This window comes from Streptomyces sp. NBC_00557, from assembly GCF_036345995.1.
Lineage (GTDB): Bacteria > Actinomycetota > Actinomycetes > Streptomycetales > Streptomycetaceae > Streptomyces.
Genome location: NZ_CP107796.1, coordinates 3,113,248 through 3,134,297, shown reverse-complemented (window position 1 = coordinate 3,134,297; position 21,050 = coordinate 3,113,248). Strand labels below are relative to the sequence as shown.

General features: G+C 72.6%; 20 protein-coding genes. 8 read left to right on the top strand and 12 right to left on the bottom strand.

Translation table 11 applies throughout. From position 1 onward, the window contains the following. Position 1: 1 nt before the first annotated feature. Genes OG956_RS13135 through deoC form a run of 3 tightly spaced genes read right to left on the bottom strand, consistent with a single transcriptional unit; the run spans position 2 to position 3,310 of the window. Positions 2-916: an aldehyde dehydrogenase family protein gene (locus OG956_RS13135; protein WP_330338158.1), complete on the bottom strand. Its 915-nt coding sequence runs from the start codon at positions 914-916 to the stop codon at positions 2-4. Beyond that, positions 909-2,345, bottom strand: coding sequence for an aldehyde dehydrogenase family protein (locus OG956_RS13130; RefSeq protein WP_330338157.1), 1,437 nt, complete (start codon positions 2,343-2,345; stop codon positions 909-911). Before OG956_RS13130 ends, OG956_RS13135 begins: the two co-directional genes overlap by 8 nt. A gap of 5 nt (positions 2,346-2,350) precedes the next feature. After that, positions 2,351-3,310: a deoxyribose-phosphate aldolase gene (deoC, locus tag OG956_RS13125; RefSeq protein ID WP_330342826.1), complete on the bottom strand. Its 960-nt coding sequence runs from the start codon at positions 3,308-3,310 to the stop codon at positions 2,351-2,353. Positions 3,311-3,501: 191 nt separating this feature from the next. On the opposite strand from deoC, the gene OG956_RS13120 reads away from it, so the two are divergent. Further along, positions 3,502-4,215 carry a PH domain-containing protein gene (locus OG956_RS13120; protein WP_330338156.1) on the top strand — a complete coding sequence of 238 codons (714 nt, stop codon included), beginning with the start codon at positions 3,502-3,504 and terminating at the stop codon, positions 4,213-4,215. A 203-nt stretch (positions 4,216-4,418) separates the two neighbouring features. Here OG956_RS13120 and OG956_RS13115 read toward each other — a convergent pair whose 3' ends face one another. The 3 genes from OG956_RS13115 to OG956_RS13105 all read right to left on the bottom strand — a co-directional run bounded on the left by OG956_RS13115 (position 4,419) and on the right by OG956_RS13105 (position 7,514). Then, positions 4,419-6,050, bottom strand: coding sequence for a phospho-sugar mutase (locus OG956_RS13115; RefSeq protein ID WP_330338155.1), 1,632 nt, complete (start codon positions 6,048-6,050; stop codon positions 4,419-4,421). 102 nt (positions 6,051-6,152) lie between these two features. Then, positions 6,153-6,977 carry a purine-nucleoside phosphorylase gene (locus OG956_RS13110; RefSeq protein WP_330338154.1) on the bottom strand — a complete coding sequence of 275 codons (825 nt, stop codon included), beginning with the start codon at positions 6,975-6,977 and terminating at the stop codon, positions 6,153-6,155. Between the two features lie 99 nt (positions 6,978-7,076). Next, positions 7,077-7,514 carry a gamma-glutamylcyclotransferase gene (locus OG956_RS13105; RefSeq protein ID WP_330338153.1) on the bottom strand — a complete coding sequence of 146 codons (438 nt, stop codon included), beginning with the start codon at positions 7,512-7,514 and terminating at the stop codon, positions 7,077-7,079. Positions 7,515-7,610: 96 nt separating this feature from the next. On the opposite strand from OG956_RS13105, the gene OG956_RS13100 reads away from it, so the two are divergent. Both OG956_RS13100 and OG956_RS13095 read left to right on the top strand, forming a co-directional pair. Beyond that, the gene (locus OG956_RS13100) at positions 7,611-9,059 is read left to right on the top strand and encodes an NAD(P)H-quinone dehydrogenase (protein ID WP_330338152.1); all 1,449 of its coding nucleotides are present in this window, start codon (positions 7,611-7,613) and stop codon (positions 9,057-9,059) included. A gap of 166 nt (positions 9,060-9,225) precedes the next feature. Next, positions 9,226-10,152 (top strand): DeoR/GlpR family DNA-binding transcription regulator, encoded by a 927-nt coding sequence (locus OG956_RS13095; protein WP_330338151.1) that lies wholly within the window; start codon positions 9,226-9,228, stop codon positions 10,150-10,152. Between the two features lie 243 nt (positions 10,153-10,395). On the opposite strand, the gene OG956_RS13090 is transcribed toward OG956_RS13095, so the two are convergent. Then, positions 10,396-12,168: an acetyl/propionyl/methylcrotonyl-CoA carboxylase subunit alpha gene (locus OG956_RS13090; RefSeq protein WP_330338150.1), complete on the bottom strand. Its 1,773-nt coding sequence runs from the start codon at positions 12,166-12,168 to the stop codon at positions 10,396-10,398. 392 nt (positions 12,169-12,560) lie between these two features. Here OG956_RS13090 and OG956_RS13085 point away from each other — a divergent pair, with 392 nt between their 5' ends. Continuing rightward, positions 12,561-13,121: a hypothetical protein gene (locus OG956_RS13085; RefSeq protein ID WP_443065556.1), complete on the top strand. Its 561-nt coding sequence runs from the start codon at positions 12,561-12,563 to the stop codon at positions 13,119-13,121. Here the strand turns inward: OG956_RS13085 and OG956_RS13080 are convergent. From OG956_RS13080 to OG956_RS13065, 4 genes are all read right to left on the bottom strand, one after another. Continuing rightward, entirely contained in the window at positions 13,093-13,710 is a 618-nt protein-coding gene (locus tag OG956_RS13080; protein ID WP_330338148.1) for a Maf family protein, read from the bottom strand. The two genes, OG956_RS13085 and OG956_RS13080, sit on opposite strands and share 29 nt — an antisense overlap. A 52-nt stretch (positions 13,711-13,762) precedes the next feature. After that, positions 13,763-13,891, bottom strand: a complete 129-nt coding sequence (gene mmpB, locus OG956_RS13075; RefSeq protein ID WP_330338147.1) for a morphogenic membrane protein MmpB — start codon at positions 13,889-13,891, stop codon at positions 13,763-13,765. Between the two features lie 102 nt (positions 13,892-13,993). Then, the gene (locus OG956_RS13070; protein ID WP_330338146.1) at positions 13,994-14,203 is read right to left on the bottom strand and encodes an acyl-CoA carboxylase epsilon subunit; all 210 of its coding nucleotides are present in this window, start codon (positions 14,201-14,203) and stop codon (positions 13,994-13,996) included. 9 nt (positions 14,204-14,212) lie between these two features. Further along, positions 14,213-15,796: an acyl-CoA carboxylase subunit beta gene (locus OG956_RS13065; protein WP_330338145.1), complete on the bottom strand. Its 1,584-nt coding sequence runs from the start codon at positions 15,794-15,796 to the stop codon at positions 14,213-14,215. Between the two features lie 111 nt (positions 15,797-15,907). On the opposite strand from OG956_RS13065, the gene OG956_RS13060 reads away from it, so the two are divergent. Both OG956_RS13060 and OG956_RS13055 read left to right on the top strand, forming a co-directional pair. Beyond that, a complete protein-coding gene (locus OG956_RS13060; protein ID WP_330338144.1) occupies positions 15,908-16,768 on the top strand; it encodes a biotin--[acetyl-CoA-carboxylase] ligase in 861 nt (286 codons plus the stop codon). Positions 16,769-17,153: 385 nt separating this feature from the next. Then, a complete protein-coding gene (locus tag OG956_RS13055; RefSeq protein WP_330338143.1) occupies positions 17,154-18,260 on the top strand; it encodes an adenylate/guanylate cyclase domain-containing protein in 1,107 nt (368 codons plus the stop codon). Here OG956_RS13055 and OG956_RS13050 read toward each other — a convergent pair. After that, positions 18,257-18,829, bottom strand: coding sequence for a hypothetical protein (locus OG956_RS13050; RefSeq protein ID WP_330338142.1), 573 nt, complete (start codon positions 18,827-18,829; stop codon positions 18,257-18,259). The genes OG956_RS13055 and OG956_RS13050 overlap by 4 nt on opposite strands. Positions 18,830-19,010: 181 nt before the next feature. Between OG956_RS13050 and OG956_RS13045 the strand changes: the two genes are divergently transcribed. Both OG956_RS13045 and OG956_RS13040 read left to right on the top strand, forming a co-directional pair. Then, positions 19,011-19,805 (top strand): enoyl-CoA hydratase/isomerase family protein, encoded by a 795-nt coding sequence (locus OG956_RS13045; protein WP_330338141.1) that lies wholly within the window; start codon positions 19,011-19,013, stop codon positions 19,803-19,805. A gap of 87 nt (positions 19,806-19,892) precedes the next feature. Next, entirely contained in the window at positions 19,893-21,038 is a 1,146-nt protein-coding gene (locus tag OG956_RS13040) for a GGDEF domain-containing protein (protein ID WP_330338140.1), read from the top strand. The last annotated feature ends 12 nt before the right edge of the window (positions 21,039-21,050 follow it).

The window sequence follows — 21,050 nt, the reverse complement described above, 5'->3', positions numbered from 1 at the left end:
GTCAGTACGAAGAACCGCCGGCTCCCAGCGACCCCGTCGGGTGCCACACCGTCTTCGTCTCCAGGAACGCCGTCATCCGTTCGATGCCCGGCGTCTCGAAGTAATCCACAGCCTGTGGACGCAGAACGCGCTTGAGGTTGTCGGCCGCGGCGATCTCCAGCTCCTTGGCCAGTTCCTCGTCCGCACCCGCGAGATCGATCGCGTTGACGTCCTGGTGCGCGGCCAGCGGGGCCGCGATCTCCGCGGTACGGCCGGACAGGACGTTGACCACGCCGCCCGGCACGTCGGAGGTGGCCAGCACCTCGGCCAGGGACAGGGCCGGCAGCGGCGCCTTCTCGCTGGCCACCACGACGGCGGTGTTGCCCGTGGCGATCACCGGAGCGACGACGGAAACCAGCCCGAGGAGCGACGACTCCTGCGGGGCCAGTACGGCGACCACACCCGTCGGCTCGGGGGAGGACAGGTTGAAGAAGGGGCCCGCGACCGGGTTGGCGCCGCCGGTCACCTGGGCGATCTTGTCGGTCCAGCCCGCGTACCAGACCCAGCGGTCGACGGTCGCGTCCACGACCCCGGCGGCCTTCGACTTCGACAGCCCTTCGGCGTCGGCCACTTCGCGGACGAACTGGTCCCTGCGGCCCTCCAGCATCTCCGCGACGCGGTACAGGACCTGGCCGCGGTTGTACGCCGTCGCCCCGGACCAGCCGCCGAACGCCTTGCGCGCCGCCACGACCGCGTCACGCGCGTCCTTGCGGCTCGACTGCGGTGCGTTGGCCAGCCAGTTGCCCTTGGGGTCCGTCACCTCGTACACCCGGCCGCTCTCGGAACGCGGGAACTTCCCGCCGACGTACAGCTTGTAGGTCTTGAAGACGCTCAGGCGCCGCGCGGCGGAGCCGCTGATTGATGCGTGATCAGACATCGAGGTACGCCTCCAGGCCGTGGCGGCCGCCCTCGCGGCCGAAGCCCGACTCCTTGTAACCGCCGAACGGCGAGGTCGGGTCGAACTTGTTGAACGTGTTGGACCAGACGACACCGGCGCGCAGCTTGTTCGCGACGGCCAGGATCCGGGAGCCCTTCTCGGTCCAGATGCCCGCCGACAGGCCGTACTGCGTGTTGTTCGCCTTGGCGACCGCCTCGTCCGGGGTGCGGAAGGTGAGGACCGACAGCACCGGGCCGAAGATCTCGTCACGGGCGATGGTGTGCGCCTGGGTGACGTTCGTGAAGAGCGTCGGGGCGAACCAGTAGCCGGAGGCGGGCAGTTCACAGGCCGGGGACCAGCGCTCGGCGCCCTCCGCCTCGCCCTGCTCGGCGAGTGCGGTGATCCGGGCCAGCTGCTCGGCGGAGTTGATCGCGCCGATGTCGGTGTTCTTGTCCAGCGGGTCGCCGAGGCGCAGGGTCGACAGCCGGCGCTTCAGCGCGTCCAGCAGCTCGTCCTGGATCGACTCCTGCACCAGCAGGCGGCTGCCCGCGCAGCAGACCTGGCCCTGGTTGAAGAAGATGCCGGTGACGATGCCCTCGACGGCCTGGTCGATCGGGGCGTCGTCGAAGACGATGTTGGCGCCCTTGCCGCCCAGTTCCAGGGTGAGCTTCTTGCGGGTGCCCGCGACGGTCCGCGCGATCTCCTTGCCCACGGCGGTGGAGCCGGTGAAGGCCACCTTGTTCACGTCCGGGTGCGCGACGAGCGCGGCGCCCGTGTCGCCGTAGCCGGGAAGGATGTTGACGACGCCCCTGGGCAGTCCGGCCTGGCGGCAGATGTCCGCGAAGAACAGGGCGGACAGCGGGGTGGTCTCCGCGGGCTTCAGCACGACCGTGTTGCCGGTGGCGAGCGCCGGGGCGATCTTCCAGGCCAGCATCAGCAGCGGGAAGTTCCACGGGATGACCTGGCCCGCGACGCCCAGCGGCCGCGGATCCGCGCCGAAGCCCGCGTGGTCGAGCTTGTCGGCCCAGCCGGCGTAGTAGAAGAAGTGCGCGGCGACCAGCGGGAGGTCGGCGTCGCGCGTCTCCCTGATCGGCTTGCCGTTGTCCAGCGTCTCCAGGACGGCCAGCTCGCGGCTGCGCTCCTGGATGATCCGGGCGATGCGGAACAGGTACTTGGCGCGCTCGGAGCCGGGCAGCGCCGACCACTTCTCGAAGGCCTTGCGGGCGGCCCGGACGGCGCGGTCGACGTCCTCGGCGCCGGCCTGGGCGACCTCGGAGAGGACCTCTTCCGTCGACGGGCTGACGGTCTTGAACACCTTGCCGTCGGCCGCCTCGGTGAACTCGCCGTCGATGAACAGGCCGTAGGAAGGGGCGATGTCGACGACCGAGCGGGACTCGGGCGCCGGTGCGTACTCGAACACGGAAGCCATGATGATCAGTCCACCGTCACGTAGTCGGGGCCGGAGTAGCGGCCGGTGGCCAGCTTCTGGCGCTGCATCAGCAGGTCGTTCAGCAGCGAGGAGGCGCCGAAGCGGAACCAGTGGCTGTCCAGCCAGTCCTCGCCCACGGTCTCGTTCACCAGGACCAGGAACTTGATCGCGTCCTTGCTGGTCCGGATGCCGCCGGCGGGCTTCACGCCCACCTGCACCCCGGTCTGGGCGCGGAAGTCGCGCACCGCCTCCAGCATCAGCAGCGTGTTGGCGGGGGTGGCGTTGACCGCGACCTTGCCGGTGGAGGTCTTGATGAAGTCGGCGCCCGCCAGCATGCCGAGCCAGGAGGCGCGGCGGATGTTGTCGTACGTCGACAGCTCGCCGGTCTCGAAGATGACCTTCAGCCGGGTGGACTGACCGCAGGCCTCCTTCACGGCGACGATCTCGTCGTACACCTTCAGGTACCTGCCGGCGAGGAACGCGCCGCGGTCGATGACCATGTCGACCTCGTCGGCGCCGGCGGCGACGGCGTCGCGCACGTCGGCCAGCTTCACTTCGAGGGCGGCGCGGCCGGCCGGGAAGGCGGTGGCGACCGAGGCGACCTTCACGCCGGAGCCGGCGACGGCCTCCTTGGCGACGGCCACCATGTCGGGATAGACGCAGACGGCCGCCGTGGCCGGCGTCGTGCGGTCCGTGGGGTCGGGGCGGACCGCCTTGGCGCCGAGCGCCCGGACCTTGCCCGGGGTGTCCGCGCCTTCCAGCGTCGTCAGGTCGACCATCGAGATGGCGAGGTCGATGGCGTACGCCTTCGCGGTGGTCTTGATGGAACGGGTGCCGAGAGACGCGGCGCGCGCCTCCAGGCCGACCGCGTCGACGCCGGGCAGCCCGTGCAGGAAGCGGCGCAGCGTGCTGTCGGACGCGGTGACGTCCGAGAGGGCGTGAGCTGTGGGTGCGGTAGTGGGCATGGTCACCAGACGAGCATATCTACGCGCGTAGCGGATGTATAGCCCCCGACGGCGGATCCGGGCGCATCTCACGTCCGGGTCACCGGAAGCGGAACGGGCCACTCGCCTCCGCCGGAGTGCGGAGATCACGGATGAGCGCCGGTTGCGGGGCAGGTGGCGGCGCGGCCGCCGGTGTCGTGCAGACTTGGCCCATGACCACCCCCGACCACCAGTCACCCGCGTCACAGCCGCCGGCGTCCGGAACCAAGGACCGGGTCTACCGCTCGCCCCTGGCGCTGATCGGCGGCGTACTGCTGCTGCTCGTCATCGGCTGGCTCGGCTTCGACGCGCTGTTCCAGGGACACGGCCGTACGCCGTGGCTGGCGCTGGCCGCGCTGATCCTGATCGTGCCGCTGGTGATCGCCTTCACGCTCCGCCCGGCGGTCTTCGCGGGCGAGGACCGGCTCCGGGTGCGCAACCCGTTCCGGGTGATCAGCCTGCCCTGGGGCGAGGTCGCCTCGCTGCGCTCCGGATTCTCCAACGAGGTCCTGGCGAAGTCCGGCGCCAAGTACCAGCTGTGGTCCATCCCGGTGTCGCTGCGGGCCCGCAAGAAGGCGGAGATGCGCAAGGCCCGGGCGGCGGCGGAGGCGGCGCGGGGCGCGGACCCGGCGCGGCGCGGCTTCGGCGGCATGCGGGGCGCGGGCGGAATCGGCGGCATGGGTTCCTTCAGCGGCGCGGCCACGGCACCGTCCGGTCCTACCCGCGCCGAGGGCGACCAGGTCATGGACGAACTCCGCGAACTCCTGGAGCGCCGGGGCGACGCGGAACCGGCCCAGGGCGAGGTCACCGTGCGCTGGGCCTACGAGGTGATCGGCCCCGCGGCGGCGGGCGCGGTACTGCTGGCCATCCTCCTCGCCCTGGGATAAGGGCCGGCCGGGCCGGGGCTTCCTCCGCAGCGGCCCGGGCCGCCCGGTTCGCGGAAGCGCGACACCGCCCCGAAGCGGGCGGCCCCGGCGGTTGCTCCCCGGCGTACGGGAAAGGCTGCTCCGCGGTGTACGGGACTCCCCGGCGTACGGGAAAAGGGGCGCTCCCGAAGGAGCGCCCCCAGCCCTGCCCGCGTCCCCGCGTCTCAGATGCCGGCCGCCGCCGACAGGTCACGCTTGAGCGCGTCGAGGAGTTCCGTGGCGTGGGCGCGGGCGGCCGGGAGGGCGGCGTGGTCCGGGACCGGGACCACGACCTCCAGGTAGCACTTCAGCTTCGGCTCGGTGCCGCTCGGGCGGACGATCACCCGGGCGCCCTCGAGGGCGTACCGCAGCCCGTCCGTCGGCGGGAGCCGGTCCGTGCCCTGCGAGAGGTCCTCCGCGCGGACGACGGCCAGACCCGCCAGCCGGGCCGGCGGCTGCTCGCGCAGGCGGCGCATCGCACCGGCGATGAGCGAGAGGTCCTGGACGCGGACCGAGAGCTGGTCGGTGGCGTGCAGCCCGTGCTCCACGGCGAGGTCGTCCAGCAGGTCGAGAAGGGTACGGCCCTCCTCCTTCAGCTGCGACGCCAGCTCGGTGACGAGCAGGGCGGCGGTGATGCCGTCCTTGTCGCGCACGCCCTCGGGGTCCACGCAGTAGCCCAGGGCCTCCTCGTAGCCGTAGCGCAGGCCGTCCACGCGGGCGATCCACTTGAAGCCGGTCAGGGTCTCCTCGTACGGCAGGCCCGCCTTCTCGGCGACACGGCCCAGCAGCGAGGAGGAGACGATCGACTCGGCGAACACCCCGGTCGCACCGCGCCGCACCAGGTGGGCGCCGAGCAGTGCGCCGACCTCGTCACCGCGCAGCATCCGCCAGTCCTCGCCGTCCCTGACGGCCACGGCGCACCGGTCGGCGTCGGGGTCGTTGGCGATGACCAGGTCGGGGCCGGTCCGACGGGCCTGGGCGAACGCCAGGTCCATCGCGCCCGGCTCCTCCGGGTTCGGGAAGGCGACCGTCGGGAAGTCCGGGTCCGGCTCGGCCTGTTCGGCGACCAGGACCGGCTCGGGGAAGCCGGCGCGGGCGAAGGCGGCGAGCAGGACGTCCTTGCCGACGCCGTGCAGCGCCGTGTAGACCGTGCGCGCGGTGCGGGGGGACCCGGGGGCCAGGACCGCGTCCGTACGGGCCAGGTACGCGTCCAGCACCGCATCGTCCAGGGTCTCCCAGCCGGCCTCGGGCCGGGGCACGTCGTGCAGGCTCGCGATCGCGTCGATCTCGGCGGCGATCTCCGCGTCGGCGGGCGGCACGATCTGGGAGCCGTCGCCGAGGTAGACCTTGTAGCCGTTGTCCCGGGGCGGGTTGTGGCTGGCGGTGACCTCGACGCCCGCGACCGCGCCGAGGTGCCTGATCGCGAAGGCCAGGACCGGGGTGGGCAGCGGGCGGGGGAGTACGGCGGCGCGCAGGCCGGCGCCGGTCATCACGGCGGCGGTGTCGCGGGCGAAGTCGGCGGACTTGTGGCGGGCGTCGTAACCGATGACGACGAGTCCGCCGGTCCGGCCGTTCTTCTTCAGGTAGGCGGCGAGGCCTGCGGCCGCCCTGATGACGACGCTGCGGTTCATGCGCATCGGGCCGGCGCCCAGCTCGCCGCGGAGGCCTGCGGTGCCGAACTGGAGGGTGCCGCCGAAGCGGTCCGACAGTTCCGCGACGTCACCGGCCTCGATCAGCTTGGCCAGTTCGTCCCGGGTCTCCGGGTCCGGGTCCTCGGCGAGCCATGCGCCGGCCTTGGCCATGAGATCGTCGTGCACCTTGGGATCAACCTCTCCTAGTCGTCGCCGGGGGCTCCGCCCCCATACCCCCGTCTGCGCGTCACCGGCGGCCCGCTCGCGCGGTCCGGTGGCAGCCGCTTCCTACAGCTTCCCCAGCACCTGGCCCAGCAGCTCGCCCATCCGCGCCGCCGAGTCGCGGCCCGCCTGGAGGACCTCCTCGTGGTTCAGGGGCTCGCCGGTCATGCCCGCGGCCAGGTTGGTGACCAGGGAGATGCCGAGGACCTCGGCGCCCGCCTCGCGCGCGGCGATGGCCTCGAGGACCGTCGACATGCCGACCAGGTCCGCGCCGATGACACGGGCCATGCGGATCTCGGCCGGGGTCTCGTAGTGCGGGCCGGGGAACTGCGCGTAGACGCCCTCCTCCAGGGTGGGGTCGATCTCCTTGCACAGGGCGCGCAGGCGCGGGGAGTACAGATCGGTCAGGTCGACGAAGTTCGCACCGACGATCGGGGAGGTGGCCGTCAGGTTGATGTGGTCGCTGATCAGCACCGGCTGGCCGGGGCGCATGCCCTCGCGCAGGCCGCCGCAGCCGTTGGTGAGGACCACGGTCTTGCAGCCGGCGGCCACGGCGGTGCGCACGCCGTGGGCGACGGCGGCCACGCCGCGGCCCTCGTAGTAGTGCGTGCGGCCCAGGAAGACCAGTGCGCGCTTGTCACCGAAGGAGTACGAGCGGACCTTGCCGCCGTGCCCCTCCACGGCCGGCGGCGGGAAGCCGGGCAGCTCGGTGACCTGGAACTCGGCGTCGGGGGCGCCCAGGGCGTCGACGGCCGGCGCCCAGCCGGAGCCCATCACGAGGGCGACGTCGTGGGTCTCGGCGCCGGTGAGGGCGCGCAGGCGCGCGGCGGCGGCGTCGGCGGCGGCGTAGGGGTCGCCCTGGATGTCGTCCGGAAGAAGAGATGCGTTCACGTGCACGAGGGTAGCCGCTCTTCGCCTACGCGCGTAGATGACAGACGTCACGGGATTGCATCCGTTTCCTTGTTGGTTCCGACGAACCGCCCCGCGCGCTCAGCAGGGCCGCTTGCGCAGCTCCATCACGTAGTCGTGCGGCGCCCCGGCCGATTCCGCCGCGTCGGCGATCTCGCCGAGGTAGCGGGCCGACGGCAGGCCGCCCTCGTAGGCGTTGAGGACGTAGGTCCAGGCCGTCTCCTCGCCGTCGAGGGTGTGCACGCGCACGCGCACCCGCCGGTAGAGGTCGAGGCCCACGCCCTCCCACCGGTCGAGGGACTCCTCGTCCAGGGGTGCGATGTCGTACAGGCCGACGAAGACCTGCGCGAGCGGGTCCTCGACGATCGTCGCCAGCGCGCCCTCCCAGCCCAGCTGCTCGCCGCCGAACGTCAGCCGCCAGCCGTTCAGCCAGCCCGTGGCGCGCAGCGGCGAGTGCGGGGCGCGCTGGGACATCAGGCGCGCGTCGAGATTGCCGGCGTACGCGGCATAGAGCGACATGGAGAGAGGGTACGGCAGGGAAAGTCCCCGTCACTCGCGCCCCGTACGACACTCGTGTGCGCCCCCGGGCAGTAGCACCTTGAAGGGTGCGGGACAATGGAGTACGTGACTCGGATCGTGATCATCGGTGGCGGACCCGGCGGATACGAAGCGGCCCTGGTGGCCGCCCAGCTCGGTGCGGAGGTGACCGTCGTCGACTGCGACGGTCTGGGCGGAGCGTCGGTGCTGACCGACTGCGTGCCGTCGAAGACCCTTATCGCTACGGCCGAGGTCATGACGACCTTCGACTCCTCGTACGAGGAGCTGGGGATCATCGTCGCCGACGACACCCCGCCGCTGGAGCAGGCGGCCCGGGTGGTCGGTGTGGACCTCGGGAAGGTCAACCGGCGGGTGAAGCGGCTCGCGCTCGCCCAGTCGCACGACATCACCGCCTCCGTCACCCGCGCCGGCGCCCGGGTCATGCGCGGGCGCGGCCGGCTGGAGGGCATGCAGGCCCTCGACGGGTCCCGGAAGGTCGTCGTCACCGCCGCCGACGGCACCGAGGAGACCCTCACCGCCGACGCCGTCCTCATCGCCACCGGTGGTCACCCGCGCGAGCTGCCCGACGCCAAGCCCGACGGCGAGCGCATCCTGAACTGGACGCAGGTCTACGACCTCACCGAGCTGCCGGAAGAGCTGATCGTGGTCGGGTCCGGCGTCACCGGCGCCGAGTTCGCCGGCGCCTATCAGGCCCTCGGCTCCAAGGTCACGCTCGTGTCGTCCCGGGACCGCGTGCTGCCCGGTGAGGACCCGGACGCCGCCGCCGTGCTGGAGGACGTCTTCCGGCGCCGCGGCATGAACGTCATGGCCCGCTCCCGCGCCGCCTCCGCCAAGCGGGTCGGCGACCGGGTGGAGGTGACGCTGGCCGACGGCCGGGTCATCGGCGGCACGCACTGCCTGATGGCCGTCGGCGCCATCCCGAACAGCGCGGGGCTCGGCCTGGAGGAGGCCGGGGTCAAGGTGCGCGACTCCGGGCACATCTGGACCGACAAGGTGTCCCGTACGACCGCTCCCGGCGTGTACGCGGCCGGTGACGTGACCGGAGTCTTCGCGCTCGCGTCCGTCGCCGCCATGCAGGGACGCATCGCCATGTACCACTTCCTCGGCGACGCGGTGGCCCCGCTGAACCTCAAGACGGTCTCCTCCAACGTCTTCACCGACCCCGAGATCGCGACGGTCGGCTACACGCAGGCCGACGTGGACGCGGGCAAGATCGACGCGAGGGTCGTCAAGCTGCCTCTGCTGCGCAACCCGCGCGCGAAGATGCAGGGCATCCGGGACGGCTTCGTGAAGATCTTCTGCCGGCCGGGCACGGGCATCGTCGTCGGCGGCGTGGTCGTCGCGCCGCGCGCCTCGGAACTGATCCACCCCATCTCGATCGCCGTCGACAACAATCTGACGGTCGAACAGATCGCGAACGCGTTCACGGTGTACCCCTCCCTTTCGGGGTCGATCGCGGAGGTGGCCCGGCAGCTGCACACCCGCAAGACCGGCGCGGAGGCCTGACGGCCGGATCCGGCATCCCGCCGGTCACGGGGAGTCGCCGCGTGTGCGTTCGGCATAGTCGGGGAGGATAGGTCCTATACCACTTCCCGACCTGCCATGCGAACAACTTCTGTTATTCGGCGCAAACTGCTGAAACCAGACGGTCGCTGGGGTTACTGTCAGTTTCGTGTTCGCTGCTGAACGTCGCCAACTGATCCTCGAAATGGTGCGAGCGAACGGTGCCGTGTCGCTCCGTGAACTCGCCCGCGTCGTCCAGACCTCCGAAGTGACCGTACGGCGGGACGTGCGGGCACTGGAGGCAGAAGGACTCCTCGACCGCCGGCACGGCGGTGCGGTACTGCCCGGTGGGTTCACGCGGGAGTCGGGCTTTCCGCAGAAGTCGCATCTCGCGACCGCCGAGAAGACGGCCATCGCCGACCTCGCGGCGGGCCTCGTCGAAGAGGGCGAGGCCATCGTGGTCGGCGCGGGTACCACCACGCAGGAGCTGGCCCGCCGGCTCGCGCGGGTGCCCGGCCTCACGGTCGTCACCAACTCCCTCCTCGTCGCCCAGGCGTTGGCCCATGCCAACCGGGTGGAGGTCGTGATGACCGGCGGCACCCTGCGCGGCTCCAACTACGCCCTGGTCGGCTCCGGCGCCGAGCAGTCCCTGCAGGGGCTGCGGGTGTCGAAGGCCTTCCTGTCCGGGAGCGGGCTGACCGCCGAGCGCGGGCTCTCCACGTCCAACATGCTCTCGGCGTCCGTCGACCGGGCCCTCGTCCAGGCCGCCGCGGAGGTCGTGGTCCTCGCCGACCACACCAAGCTCGGCACCGACACGATGTTCCAGACCGTGCCGACCGACCTCATCACCCGCCTGGTCACCGACGAGCCGCCCGGCCACGACGACCGCGCCGCCACCGAACTGCAGGCGCTCGCCGACCAAGGGGTGCAGATCGCCGTGGCCGGGACGGGGAACTCTGCGGGGGGTGAGCAGGCCCCGGCGCGACGAGCTCCGCTGCCGGGGCCGAGGAGGGGGGTCACGCTTCGCTCGGGCGCGGGGTTCGGGGAGCCCACCGGGGCCGAGCGGGGCCGGGTTGCCGATCTGCGGCGGCGCTAGGTCCTGTCGTCAGACTCCCGCCGTCCGCCCGGAGGGCGGGCCTCGCGCCCGCTGCGGAGCAGCTGGTGCATGCCGTAGGTGCGTGCTCTGGGGGTCCCCCCGGCCGAAGGCTGGGGGAGGGAGTGTGACGACAGGGCCTACTAGGTGCCGAGTGCCTGATCCAGCACGCCCGCTGCGCTGAAAGCCGGACGCCCGGCAGACCGACCGAGGCCGGTCCACCGGGCGTCACGGTGAAGCGTGGCGTCAGTCCTTGATCTCGCAGATCGCGGCGCCGGAGGTGACGGAGGCGCCGATCTCGGCGTTCAGGCCCTTGATGGTGCCGGCCTTGTGCGCGTTCAGCGGCTGTTCCATCTTCATGGCTTCCAGGACGACGATCAGGTCGCCTTCCTTGACCTCCTGGCCCTCCTCGACCGCGACCTTGACGATCGTGCCCTGCATGGGGGAGGCGAGGGTGTCGCCGGAGGCGACCGGGCCGGACTTCTTGGCCGCGCGGCGCTTGGGCTTGGCGCCGGCGGCGAGGCCGGTGCGGGCCAGGGACATGCCCAGGGAGGCCGGCAGGGAGACCTCCAGGCGCTTGCCGCCGACCTCGACGACGACGGTCTCGCGGCTGGTGTCCTCCTCCGCCTCGGCGTCGGCCGGGGCGGTGAAGGGCTTGATCTCGTTGACGAACTCGGTCTCGATCCAGCGGGTGTGGACCGTGAACGGAGCCTGCGAGCCGGTCAGTTCGGGGGCGAACGCCGGGTCCTTGACCACCGCGCGGTGGAAGGGGATCGCGGTGGCCATGCCCTCGACCTGGAACTCGTCCAGGGCGCGCGCGGCCCGCTGAAGGGCCTCCTCGCGGGTGCGGCCGGTCACGATCAGCTTGGCCAGGAGGGAGTCCCAGGCCGGGCCGATCACACTGCCGGCCTCCACACCCGCGTCCAGGCGGACGCCGGGGCCCGAGGGCGCGTCGAACCGCGTCACCGTGCCGGGCGCCGGGAGGAAGTTGCGGCCCGGGTCCTCGCCGTTGATGCGGAACTCGAAGGAGTGGCCGCGCAGCGGCGGGTCGTCGTAGCCGAGCTCCTCGCCGTCGGCGATGCGGAACATCTCGCGGACCAGGTCGATGCCGGAGACCTCCTCGGTCACCGGGTGCTCCACCTGCAGGCGGGTGTTGACCTCCAGGAAGGAGATCGTGCCGTCCTGGCCGACCAGGAACTCGCAGGTGCCCGCGCCCTCGTAGCGGGCCTCCTTCAAGATGGCCTTGGAGGCGCGGTACAGCTCGGCGACCTGCTCCTGGGACAGGAACGGCGCCGGGGCCTCCTCGACCAGCTTCTGGTGGCGGCGCTGCAGCGAGCAGTCACGGGTGGAGACGACGACCACGTTGCCGTGCTTGTCGGCCAGGCACTGGGTCTCCACGTGTCGCGGACGGTCCAGGTAGCGCTCGACGAAGCACTCGCCCCGGCCGAAGGCGGCGACCGCCTCGCGGACCGCGGACTCGTACAGCTCCGGGACCTCCTCCAGGGTGCGGGCGACCTTCAGGCCGCGGCCGCCGCCGCCGAAGGCGGCCTTGATGGCGATCGGCAGGCCGTGCTCCCGGGCGAAGGCCACGACCTCCTCGGCGCCGGAGACGGGGTCCGGGGTGCCGGCCACCAGCGGGGCGCCGGCGCGCTGCGCGATGTGCCGGGCGGCGACCTTGTCACCGAGGTCGCGGATGGCCTGCGGCGGCGGGCCGATCCAGATCAGGCCGGCGTCGAGCACCGCCTGGGCGAAGTCGGCGTTCTCCGACAGGAAGCCGTACCCCGGGTGGACGGCGTCCGCGCCGGACTCGCGCGCCGCGTTCAGGATCTTGTCGATGACCAGGTAACTGGTGGCCGGGGTGTCACCGCCCAGGGCGAACGCCTCATCCGCGGCGCGGACATGCAGAGCGTCCCGGTCCGGGTCGGCGTAGACGGCCACGCTCGCGATCCCGGCGTCCCGGCAGGCCCGGGCCACGCGGACAGCGATTTCGCCACGGTTGGCGATGAGCACCTTGCGCACGATTGAGGCTCCCTCCTTGAAACAAGCCGAGTTTAGGGACTGCCGACACGGCACTTCGACCCGTCCCCAATGGTGAGCTTGCCCACACGGAGCGTGATGCGAGGCTCGCTCGACCCGCGAAAACCCTTGTCGCACCGGTCGTACGCAGGGGTCCTCCGGGAAACCCTAGCCCCGTCATGTGGTCAAGGTCTCTGTGAGAGCGTGCTGCGGCCCACTCTGTTTCTTTGTCGAGTCCCTACGAATGGCCCAATGATTCTTTGCTGGCGCGCGAACCCTTGTCCCCGGGTTTACCCGTTAGTAGCGTTCGCGATGGCCTGAACATACCTGGGGTAACACGTATCTGGCTCGAGAGTGGGTGGGGACCGGTGGTGCGCAGACCGGTGGCATGGGTCGTGGCGATCGTCCTTCTGGGGGAGGCGGTCTTCATCGCGGCGCTGAACTGGTTCCTCGGCATGGTCGTCGACCGCCAGGAGATGTCCCTGGCCGGCCTGGACTCGCACGTGATGGCGACGTCCTCGAAGGCCGGCGGGATCGTCTTCGGCCTCTACTTCGCGCTGTGCGCGCTGGTGGCCGCCCTGGTGGCGATACGCGACCGCGCCCCCGCGGGCTTCGGCCGCGTGCTGCTGATCAGCGTGGCGGTCGTGCACGGCCTGCTGGGCGCCTTCGCCTGGGGCCTGGTCGGCTGGACGGCGTTCCTGTTCATGGTGGTGGTGCTCGGCCTCGTCGTCCTGCTGCTGATGACGTACGACCGCGACGCCGGGCCGCAGCAGACCGCGCCGGGCGGAGCGGCGGACCCGGGCGGCGACCCGGAGGCCGAGACCGAGCCGGCCCCGGCCCCGGCGGCCGTACCCGCGCCCCGTGCGGACGAGCCGCAGGACGGGGACGGCGGGGACGACGAGCCGCAGGACTCCGTGCCCGCCCAGGTCACTCGGCCGCTGACCACAACTCCGTGATGCCGACGCCCAGTTCCGCCAGCAGCCTGCGCACCAGGGGCAGGCTGATGCCGATCACGTTGCCGTGGTCGCCCTCGATGCCCTCGATGAACGGCCCGGAACGGCCGTCCAGGGTGAAGGCGCCGGCGACGTAGAGGGGCTCGCCGGAGGCCACGTACGCGGCGATCTCCTCGTCGCTGGGCTCGCCGAAGCGGACCACGGTGGAGGCGGTCGCGGACACGTACCGCTTGGCCCGCGTGTCCCAGATGCAGTGACCCGTCTGGAGGGTCCCGGCACGCCCGCGCATCCCCTTCCAGCGGGCGGTCGCCTCCTCGGCGTCGGCGGGCTTGCCGAGGGCCTGTCCGTCCAGCTCCAGCACCGAGTCGCAGCCGATCACCAGGGCGCCCTGCACCTCGGGCTTGGCCGCCACGACCGAGGCCTTCGCCTCGGCCAGGGCGAGCGCCAGCTCCGCCGGAGTGGGGGCGGTGACGGCATCCTCGTCGACCCCGCTGACGATCACCTCGGGGTCGAGGCCGGCCTGCCTGAGGAGGCCCAGCCGGGCGGGGGACTGCGATGCGAGCACGAGTCGCCTGCGGCGCGTAGCGGTCATGCGGCCAGGTTAGCGGCGTAGCGCCGGTCGGCTCACCTCGCCTGCCGTGCCGTCAGCGCAGGCCGATCACGAGCATCGCCAGGACCATCGCCAGGGCCATCAGGAAGCCGAGCCGCCGGAGCATGTGCTCCGTCTCGCGCAGTTCTTCCGGCGGCTCGTTCTCCGGGTCCGACCACAGCATTCGTCCAGCGTGCGGCGTGGCGCCGGGCGGGCGCCTGAGTACGGGTACTCAAATGGCGCCCGGCCGGCTCGCCGCACGCCTGGCTCGGCCGGGCGGCGCGCCTCAGCTCGGCCAGTACGTGCGGGTCCAGGACGCCGGCCCCGGCTGGGGCAGGCGGGCCGCCGCGATCCGCGACGGGTCCGACCAGGCGTCCCGCGGGCCGGTCGCGCCGGGCGGCTGGGCCGCTGCCGCCGCGGCGCGGGCGCGGACCACCGCCAGGGCGGCGGCCAGCTCCTCCGGGGTCGGGTTGCCCCGTACGACTTTGATCGTCACAGCGGCTCCTTACAGGGGGATGTTGCCGTGCTTCTTCGGAGGCAGGGATTCCCGCTTGGTGCGCAGCTGACGCAGGCCGCGCACGATGTGGGAGCGGGTGTCGGACGGCATGATCACCGCGTCGACGTAGCCACGCTCGGCCGCGACGTAGGGGTTGAGGAGGGTGTCCTCGTACTCCTGGATCAGCCGGGCCCGGGTGCCCTCGACGTCCTCCGCCTCGGCGATGGTGCGGCGGTGCAGGATGTTGACCGCGCCCTGGGCGCCCATCACCGCGATCTGGGCGGTGGGCCAGGCCAGGTTGAGGTCGGCGCCCAGGTGCTTGGAGCCCATGACGTCGTACGCGCCGCCGAAGGCCTTGCGGGTGATGACCGTGATGAGCGGGACGGTGGCCTCCGCGTAGGCGTAGATCAGCTTGGCGCCGCGGCGGATGATGCCGGTGTGCTCCTGGTCGACGCCCGGCAGGAAGCCGGGGACGTCGACGAAGGTCAGCACCGGGACGTTGAAGGCGTCGCACGTGCGTACGAACCGGGCCGCCTTCTCGGAGGCGTCGATGTCCAGGCAGCCGGCGAACTGCATCGGCTGGTTGGCGACCACGCCGACCGGGTGGCCCTCGACCCGGCCGAACCCGGTGAGGATGTTCGGCGCGAACAGGGCCTGCGTCTCGAAGAACTCGCCGTCGTCCAGGACGTGTTCGATCACCGTGTGCATGTCGTACGGCTGGTTCGCGCTGTCCGGGACGACGGTGTCCAGCTCGCGGTCCTCGTCGGTGACGGCGAGGTCCGCCTCCTCCGGGAAGACCGGGGGCTCGGAGAGGTTGTTGGACGGCAGGTACGACAGCAGCTGCTTGACGTACTCGATGGCGTCCTTCTCGTCGCCGGCCATGTGGTGGGCCACGCCGGAGGCGGTGTTGTGGGTACGGGCGCCGCCCAGCTCCTCGAAGCCGACGTCCTCGCCGGTGACGGTCTTGATGACGTCGGGCCCGGTGATGAACATGTGGCTGGTCTGGTCGACCATGACGGTGAAGTCGGTGATGGCGGGGGAGTAGACCGCGCCGCCCGCGCACGGGCCGACGACCAGGCTGATCTGCGGGATCACGCCGGAGGCGTGCGTGTTGCGGCGGAAGATCTCGCCGTAGGCGCCGAGGGACGCCACGCCCTCCTGGATGCGGGCGCCGCCGGAGTCGTTGATGCCGATGACCGGGCAGCCGGTCTTCAGCGCGAAGTCCATCACCTTGACGATCTTCTGGCCGTAGACCTCGCCGAGGGCGCCGCCGAAGACGGTGAAGTCCTGCGAGAACACGGCGACCGGGCGGCCGTCCACCGTGCCGTACCCGGTGACCACGCCGTCGCCGTACGGGCGGTTCTTCTCCAGGCCGAAGTTGGTGGAGCGGTGCCGGGCGAACTCGTCCAGCTCGACGAAGGAACCCTCGTCGAGGAGGAGTTCGATCCGCTCACGGGCCGTCAGCTTGCCCTTGGCGTGCTGTTTTTCGACGGCGCGTTCCGAGCCGGCGTGCGTCGCTTCCTGGATACGGCGCTGGAGGTCCGCGAGCTTGCCCGCGGTGGTGTGGATGTCGATCTCTTCCGGCTCGGACATCGGGATCGCGGCTCCCTGCCTGCTCAAAAGGGGGGACGGTTACTCATCCGTAGAGTAGTGCTGGGGCGGTGGGTCGGCAGTGCGGCGTTTCCCACACCTAGGGTGACTTGCATGACGCCGCAGAATGCATCCGATGACAGCCGTTGGTCCGACCTGGAGCGTCCGCCTCTGAACGCCGCCGCGCTGCGGCGTGCGCTGGTCCGGGAGGGCGGCCTGTACACCGAGGTGGACGTGGTGCAGCGCACCGGCTCCACCAACTCCGACCTCGTCGCCCGGGCCGCCGCCGGGAAGGCCGGTGAGGGGGCCGTGCTGGTGGCCGAGGAGCAGACGGCGGGGAAGGGGCGGCTGGACCGGCGGTGGACGGCGCCGCCGCGTTCGGGTCTGTTCTTCTCCGTGCTCCTGCGGCCGGCCGAGGTACCGGTGGCGCGGTGGGGGTGGCTGCCGCTGCTCACCGGGGTCGCCGTGGCGACCGGGCTGTCGCGGGCCGCGGGTGTGGACACGGCCCTGAAGTGGCCCAACGACCTGCTGGTGACCGTGGGCGGGCAGGAGCGCAAGGCCGGGGGCATCCTCGCCGAGCGGGCCGGGGAGGGCGGTGTGGTCATGGGCGTCGGCATCAACGTCACGCTGCGGGCCGACGAGCTGCCGGTGCCGCAGGCCGGGTCGCTGGCGCTGGCCGGGGCGGTGGGGACGGACCGGGATCCGCTGCTGCGGGCGGTGCTGCGGTCGCTGGAGGACTGGTACGGGCGGTGGCGGTCGGCCGGGGGGGATCCGTCGGTCAGCGGGCTCCAGGAGACGTACGCGGCGGGGTGCGCGACGTTGGGGCGGACCGTGCGGGCCGAGCTGCCGGGGGAGCGGTCGGTCGTGGGGGAGGCGGTGGCGGTCGACGGGGACGGGCGGCTGGTCATCGCGACGGAGGCCGGGGTGCGGGAGCCGGTGGGGGCGGGAGACATCGTGCATCTGCGGCCTGCGTAGGGGTATGGCCGGGGCCGCGGCGGTCGGGCGCGGCCGTGTGGGCAGGGATGCCCGCGGCGCCTGTGCGGCTTCGGTGGGGGGTGCGGGTGGCGCCTCCTGTCGTTTCGGGGTCGGGGCCGCGCCGGGGGGTGCCGTCCTCGGTCGGGCGCCTGCCGGGGTCGGTGGGCGGGCGGTGCTTGACGCCCGCCGCTGCGGGCGGACACCCCCCGACACGTCCCCTTCCCGCCGTGGGCGGCTGCCGCGCCCCGAGGGCGCGGGGATCGGTCAGGCGCAACGGCCCGGACCTGGACCACCGGCTGAACCCGACGGAGTGAGCTGGCGCACACCTGCCGTAGAGTTGAGGCCGGTCGGAACGTGACCGCGGCAGATCGGAAGGGCAGCAGGCGTGACCGTCGACGACACGGGCTCCGGCGAGGGCGCGGACGCCGCCGACTCCGGCGAGGACCCGCTGGCCCTGCGCCTCGAGCAGCTCATTCTGGGCGCCGAGCGCCGCTACACGCCGTTTCAGGCGGCCCGCAGCGCTGGTGTGTCCATGGAGCTGGCCTCGCGGTTCTGGCGGGCGATGGGGTTCGCGGACATCGGGCAGGCCAAGGCGCTGACCGAGGCCGATGTGCTCGCCCTGCGCCGGCTCGCCGGTCTGGTCGAGGCGGGGCTGCTCAGCGAGGCCATGGCGGTGCAGGTCGCGCGGTCCACGGGGCAGACCACCGCCCGGTTGGCCGAGTGGCAGATGGATTCCTTCCTGGAGGGGCTGACCGAGCCGCCTGAGCCCGGGATGACCCGCACCGAGGTGACGTATCCGATCGTGGAGCTGCTCCTGCCCGAGCTGGAGGAGTTTCTCGTCTATGTGTGGCGGCGGCAGCTCGCCGCCTCGGCCGGGCGGGTCGTGCAGTCGGCCGACGACGACGAGATGGTGGACCGCCGGCTCGCCGTCGGCTTCGCCGATCTCGTGGGGTTCACCCGGTTGACGCGGCGGATGGAGGAGGAAGAGCTCGGCGAGCTGGTCGAGGCCTTCGAGACCACGGCCGCCGACCTGGTCGCGGCGCGTGGCGGGCGGCTCATCAAGACCCTCGGTGACGAGGTGCTGTACGCCGCCGATGACGCGGGTACCGCCGCGGACATCGCGCTGCGGCTCGTCGAGACGCTGGCGAACGACGAGACGATGCCGGAACTGCGGGTCGGCATGGCCTTCGGCACGGTCACCACCCGGATGGGTGATGTGTTCGGCACGACGGTGAACCTGGCCTCCCGGCTGACCTCCATAGCGCCCCGGGACGCCGTGCTGGTGGACAGCGCCTTCGCCGAGGAGCTGATCCGCACCGGCGAGGCGCCCGCCTCGGAGGCGGAGGCGGCCGAGGCCGCGGCGGCCGCCGAGAAGGAGGGCGAGGAGCCGCCGACGTACCGGTTCGCGCTCCAGCCGATGTGGCAGCGGCCGGTGCGTGGGCTGGGCGTGGTCGAGCCCTGGCTGCTCACCCGTCGCGACGCGCAGGCCTAGGTCCTGCCCCCGAGTACGTTCACGCACAGGCCCAGGACCGGGACGCACAGGCCGCCGGGGCCCTGGGCCGGTGTGCTCGGGCTCGGTGCGGGGGTGGTCGGCGCCGGGTGCGTGGTGGGTGCGGGGGCCGGGCGTGGGGCGGATGCCGTGGGCCGCGGTGTCGTCCCGGGCGGTGGGGTTCGGCTCGTGGGCGCGCTGGTCGGTGCCGTGCCGGCCCCGGGGGCTGTGGTGGGCGCGGTCGGTCGGGGGGTGGTGGCCGGCGATCCGGTGGCGAGTGGCGTGGGGCCGCTGCCGCCCATGACGGAGGTCGCGGACGGGCGTGCGGTGGGGGCGGCGGAGAGCGTGGCGGTGGTGTTCGCCGCGTGGTCCGTGGCGCCGGCGCGGGGTTCCGCCTCCGCCGTGCCGGGGGCGCCGACGCCCGACTCCGGTGCGACCCGCACCAGGCTGAGCACCCCGGCCGCGAGGGCGAGACCGCCGGCGGCGAGGACGATCTTGCGGGGGCGTGGCTTGCGGTGGCGTCCGCGGCGTGGGGCGGGCTCGCCGGTCGCCTCGTCCGGTATCGGTGTCATGGTTTCCCCTCCCCGCAGTGGCGGACGCACGCTATGCGGTGCTGTGGGCGATGTGGGCCGAGACGGCCGGGATGTCACTCGAACGGGTGTAGCCCCCTGGACTTTCCCGGGGTCGGGTACGACTGCGATGATCGGGCCGGAAGTGCGTTAACCCGCGTTAACACGTGAGCCGGAGGGTGTCATGAGCGAGGAGCGGTTCGGGGAGTTCGTGCTGGTGCGGCGGCATGGGTATGTCGCGGAGCTGGTGATGGACCGGCCCAAGGCCATGAACGCGGTCTCGACGGAGATGGCCCGCTCCCTGACGGGTGCGTGCGCGGCGCTGGCCGCCGACCGGGACGCGCGCGTGGTGGTGCTGACCTCGTCCCATGAGCGGGCGTTCTGCGTCGGGGCGGACCTGAAGGAGCGGAACTCCTTCAGCGACGCGGACCTGCGGCGGCAGCGGCCGGTGACGCGCGCGGCGTACACCGGGGTGCTGGAGCTGCCGATGCCGTCGATCGCGGCGGTGCACGGCTTCGCGCTGGGCGGGGGGTTCGAGCTGGCCCTGTCCTGCGACCTGATCGTGGCCGACCGCACGGCGGTGGTGGGGCTGCCGGAGGTGTCCGTGGGTGTGATCCCCGGCGGCGGCGGCACGCAGCTGCTGCCGCGCCGGGTCGGGGCGGCGCGCGCGGCCGAGCTGATCTTCTCCGCCCGGCGGGTGGAGGCGGCGGAGGCTGCCGAACTCGGGCTCGTGGACCGGCTGGTGGAGGAGGGCCGGGACCGCGAGGAGGCGCTGGAGCTGGCTGCCCGCATCGCCGGCAACTCCCCGGTCGGCCTGCGCGCCGCCAAGCGGGCGCTGCGGCTGGGGCACGGGCTGGATCTCCGGGCCGGCCTGGAGGTCGAGGACGCGGCCTGGCGGACCGTGGCCTTCTCCGGGGACCGGGCGGAAGGCGTGGCGGCGTTCAACGAGAAGCGCAAGCCGCAGTGGCCGGGGGAGTGACCGGCCCCGGCCCGGTGGCCGTGCCGTCATCCATCTGATCGCCCCATCAATGTCCCGAATACCCCGGATCCTCCCTAACCTGGAGTAATGGCTGAGGACAAGCGGCTGGCCGCAGTCGTGGCGCTGGCTCAGGGGATGGCGGCGGCGCGCACCCCGCGGGACTCGTGGCAGGCCGCCGCGCGGGGCGCGTGCCGTGCGCTGGACGGCAGCTTCGCCGCGCTGTCGGTGTGGGAGCGGGAGCTGGGCCGGCTGCGGGTCCTCGCGAACGTGGGGGACCGGCGCCCGGACGAGGAGGAGTTCCCCGAGTCCGAGGCCTATCCGGTGCACCAGTTCCCGGAGATCACCGAGTTCCTGCACGAGCGGTGGGCCGGAGGGCGCGGGCCGAACGCGTGGGTGGAGACGGCCGAGGGGACCGCCGCCGGCACCCCGGGGTACTTCCATCAGCGGGTCGCCGCCCTGCGCCGCCGGGGCCGGGGATGCTGTGTGGTCGCGCCGGTCGTGCTGCACGGCCGGGCCTGGGGGGAGTTGTACGTCGCCCGTGCCGTCGACGCTCCCGTCTTCGACCGCGGTGACGCCGACTTCGCCACCGTGCTGGCCGCCGTCGTCGCCGCCGGGCTCGCACAGACCGAGCGGCTGGAGGAGGCCCGCCGGCTGGCGTACACCGACGCGCTCACCGGACTCGCCAACCGCCGTGCCGTGGACGTGCGTCTGGGGGAGGCCGTGGAGCGGCACCGCAGGGAGGGCGTGGTCGTCAGCCTGGTGGTGTGCGATCTCAACGGGCTCAAGCGGGTCAACGACACGTTCGGGCACGCCGTCGGCGACCGGTTGCTGGAGCGCTTCGGCTCGGTGCTGTCGCTGTGCGGGGCGATGGTGCCGGGAGCGCTGGTCGCGCGGCTCGGCGGGGACGAGTTCTGTCTCCTGGCCGTCGGGCCGCCCGCCGACGACGTGGTCAAGGCGGCCGATGAACTGTGCCGCAGGGCGGGGGAGTTGGAGCTGGGCGAGGGGGTGGCGTGCGGGGTCGCCTCCACCGACGACCCGATCGGGGAGGTGCAGGACGCCCGGCGGCTGTTCCGGCTCGCCGACGCCGCCCAGTACCGGGCCAAGGCGCTGCGCGCGGACCGGCCGGTGGTCGCGGGCCGGGAGGGCCCGGGGGATCCGGTCCTGCGGCTGGCCGACGAGCCGCCGCACCCGGCGGCCGCCGAGCGGCGCCGGTTCCGCGGGCGGCGGCCGTGAGGCGAAGGCCAC

What these genes read in the sequence shown, in the direction of transcription:
- OG956_RS13135 (WP_330338158.1), bottom strand. Translation starts at nt 916, where the DNA reads ATGTCTGATCACGCATCAATCAGCGGCTCCGCCGCGCGGCGCCTGAGC.
- OG956_RS13130 (WP_330338157.1), bottom strand. Translation starts at nt 2,345, where the DNA reads ATGGCTTCCGTGTTCGAGTACGCACCGGCGCCCGAGTCCCGCTCGGTC.
- deoC (WP_330342826.1), bottom strand. Translation starts at nt 3,310, where the DNA reads ATGCCCACTACCGCACCCACAGCTCACGCCCTCTCGGACGTCACCGCG.
- OG956_RS13120 (WP_330338156.1), top strand. Translation starts at nt 3,502, where the DNA reads ATGACCACCCCCGACCACCAGTCACCCGCGTCACAGCCGCCGGCGTCC.
- OG956_RS13105 (WP_330338153.1), bottom strand. Translation starts at nt 7,514, where the DNA reads ATGTCGCTCTATGCCGCGTACGCCGGCAATCTCGACGCGCGCCTGATG.
- OG956_RS13100 (WP_330338152.1), top strand. Translation starts at nt 7,611, where the DNA reads ATGGAGTACGTGACTCGGATCGTGATCATCGGTGGCGGACCCGGCGGA.
- OG956_RS13080 (WP_330338148.1), bottom strand. Translation starts at nt 13,710, where the DNA reads ATGACCGCTACGCGCCGCAGGCGACTCGTGCTCGCATCGCAGTCCCCC.
- mmpB (WP_330338147.1), bottom strand. Translation starts at nt 13,891, where the DNA reads ATGCTGTGGTCGGACCCGGAGAACGAGCCGCCGGAAGAACTGCGCGAG.
- OG956_RS13065 (WP_330338145.1), bottom strand. Translation starts at nt 15,796, where the DNA reads ATGTCCGAGCCGGAAGAGATCGACATCCACACCACCGCGGGCAAGCTC.
- OG956_RS13060 (WP_330338144.1), top strand. Translation starts at nt 15,908, where the DNA reads ATGACGCCGCAGAATGCATCCGATGACAGCCGTTGGTCCGACCTGGAG.
- OG956_RS13050 (WP_330338142.1), bottom strand. Translation starts at nt 18,829, where the DNA reads ATGACACCGATACCGGACGAGGCGACCGGCGAGCCCGCCCCACGCCGC.
- OG956_RS13045 (WP_330338141.1), top strand. Translation starts at nt 19,011, where the DNA reads ATGAGCGAGGAGCGGTTCGGGGAGTTCGTGCTGGTGCGGCGGCATGGG.
- OG956_RS13040 (WP_330338140.1), top strand. Translation starts at nt 19,893, where the DNA reads ATGGCTGAGGACAAGCGGCTGGCCGCAGTCGTGGCGCTGGCTCAGGGG.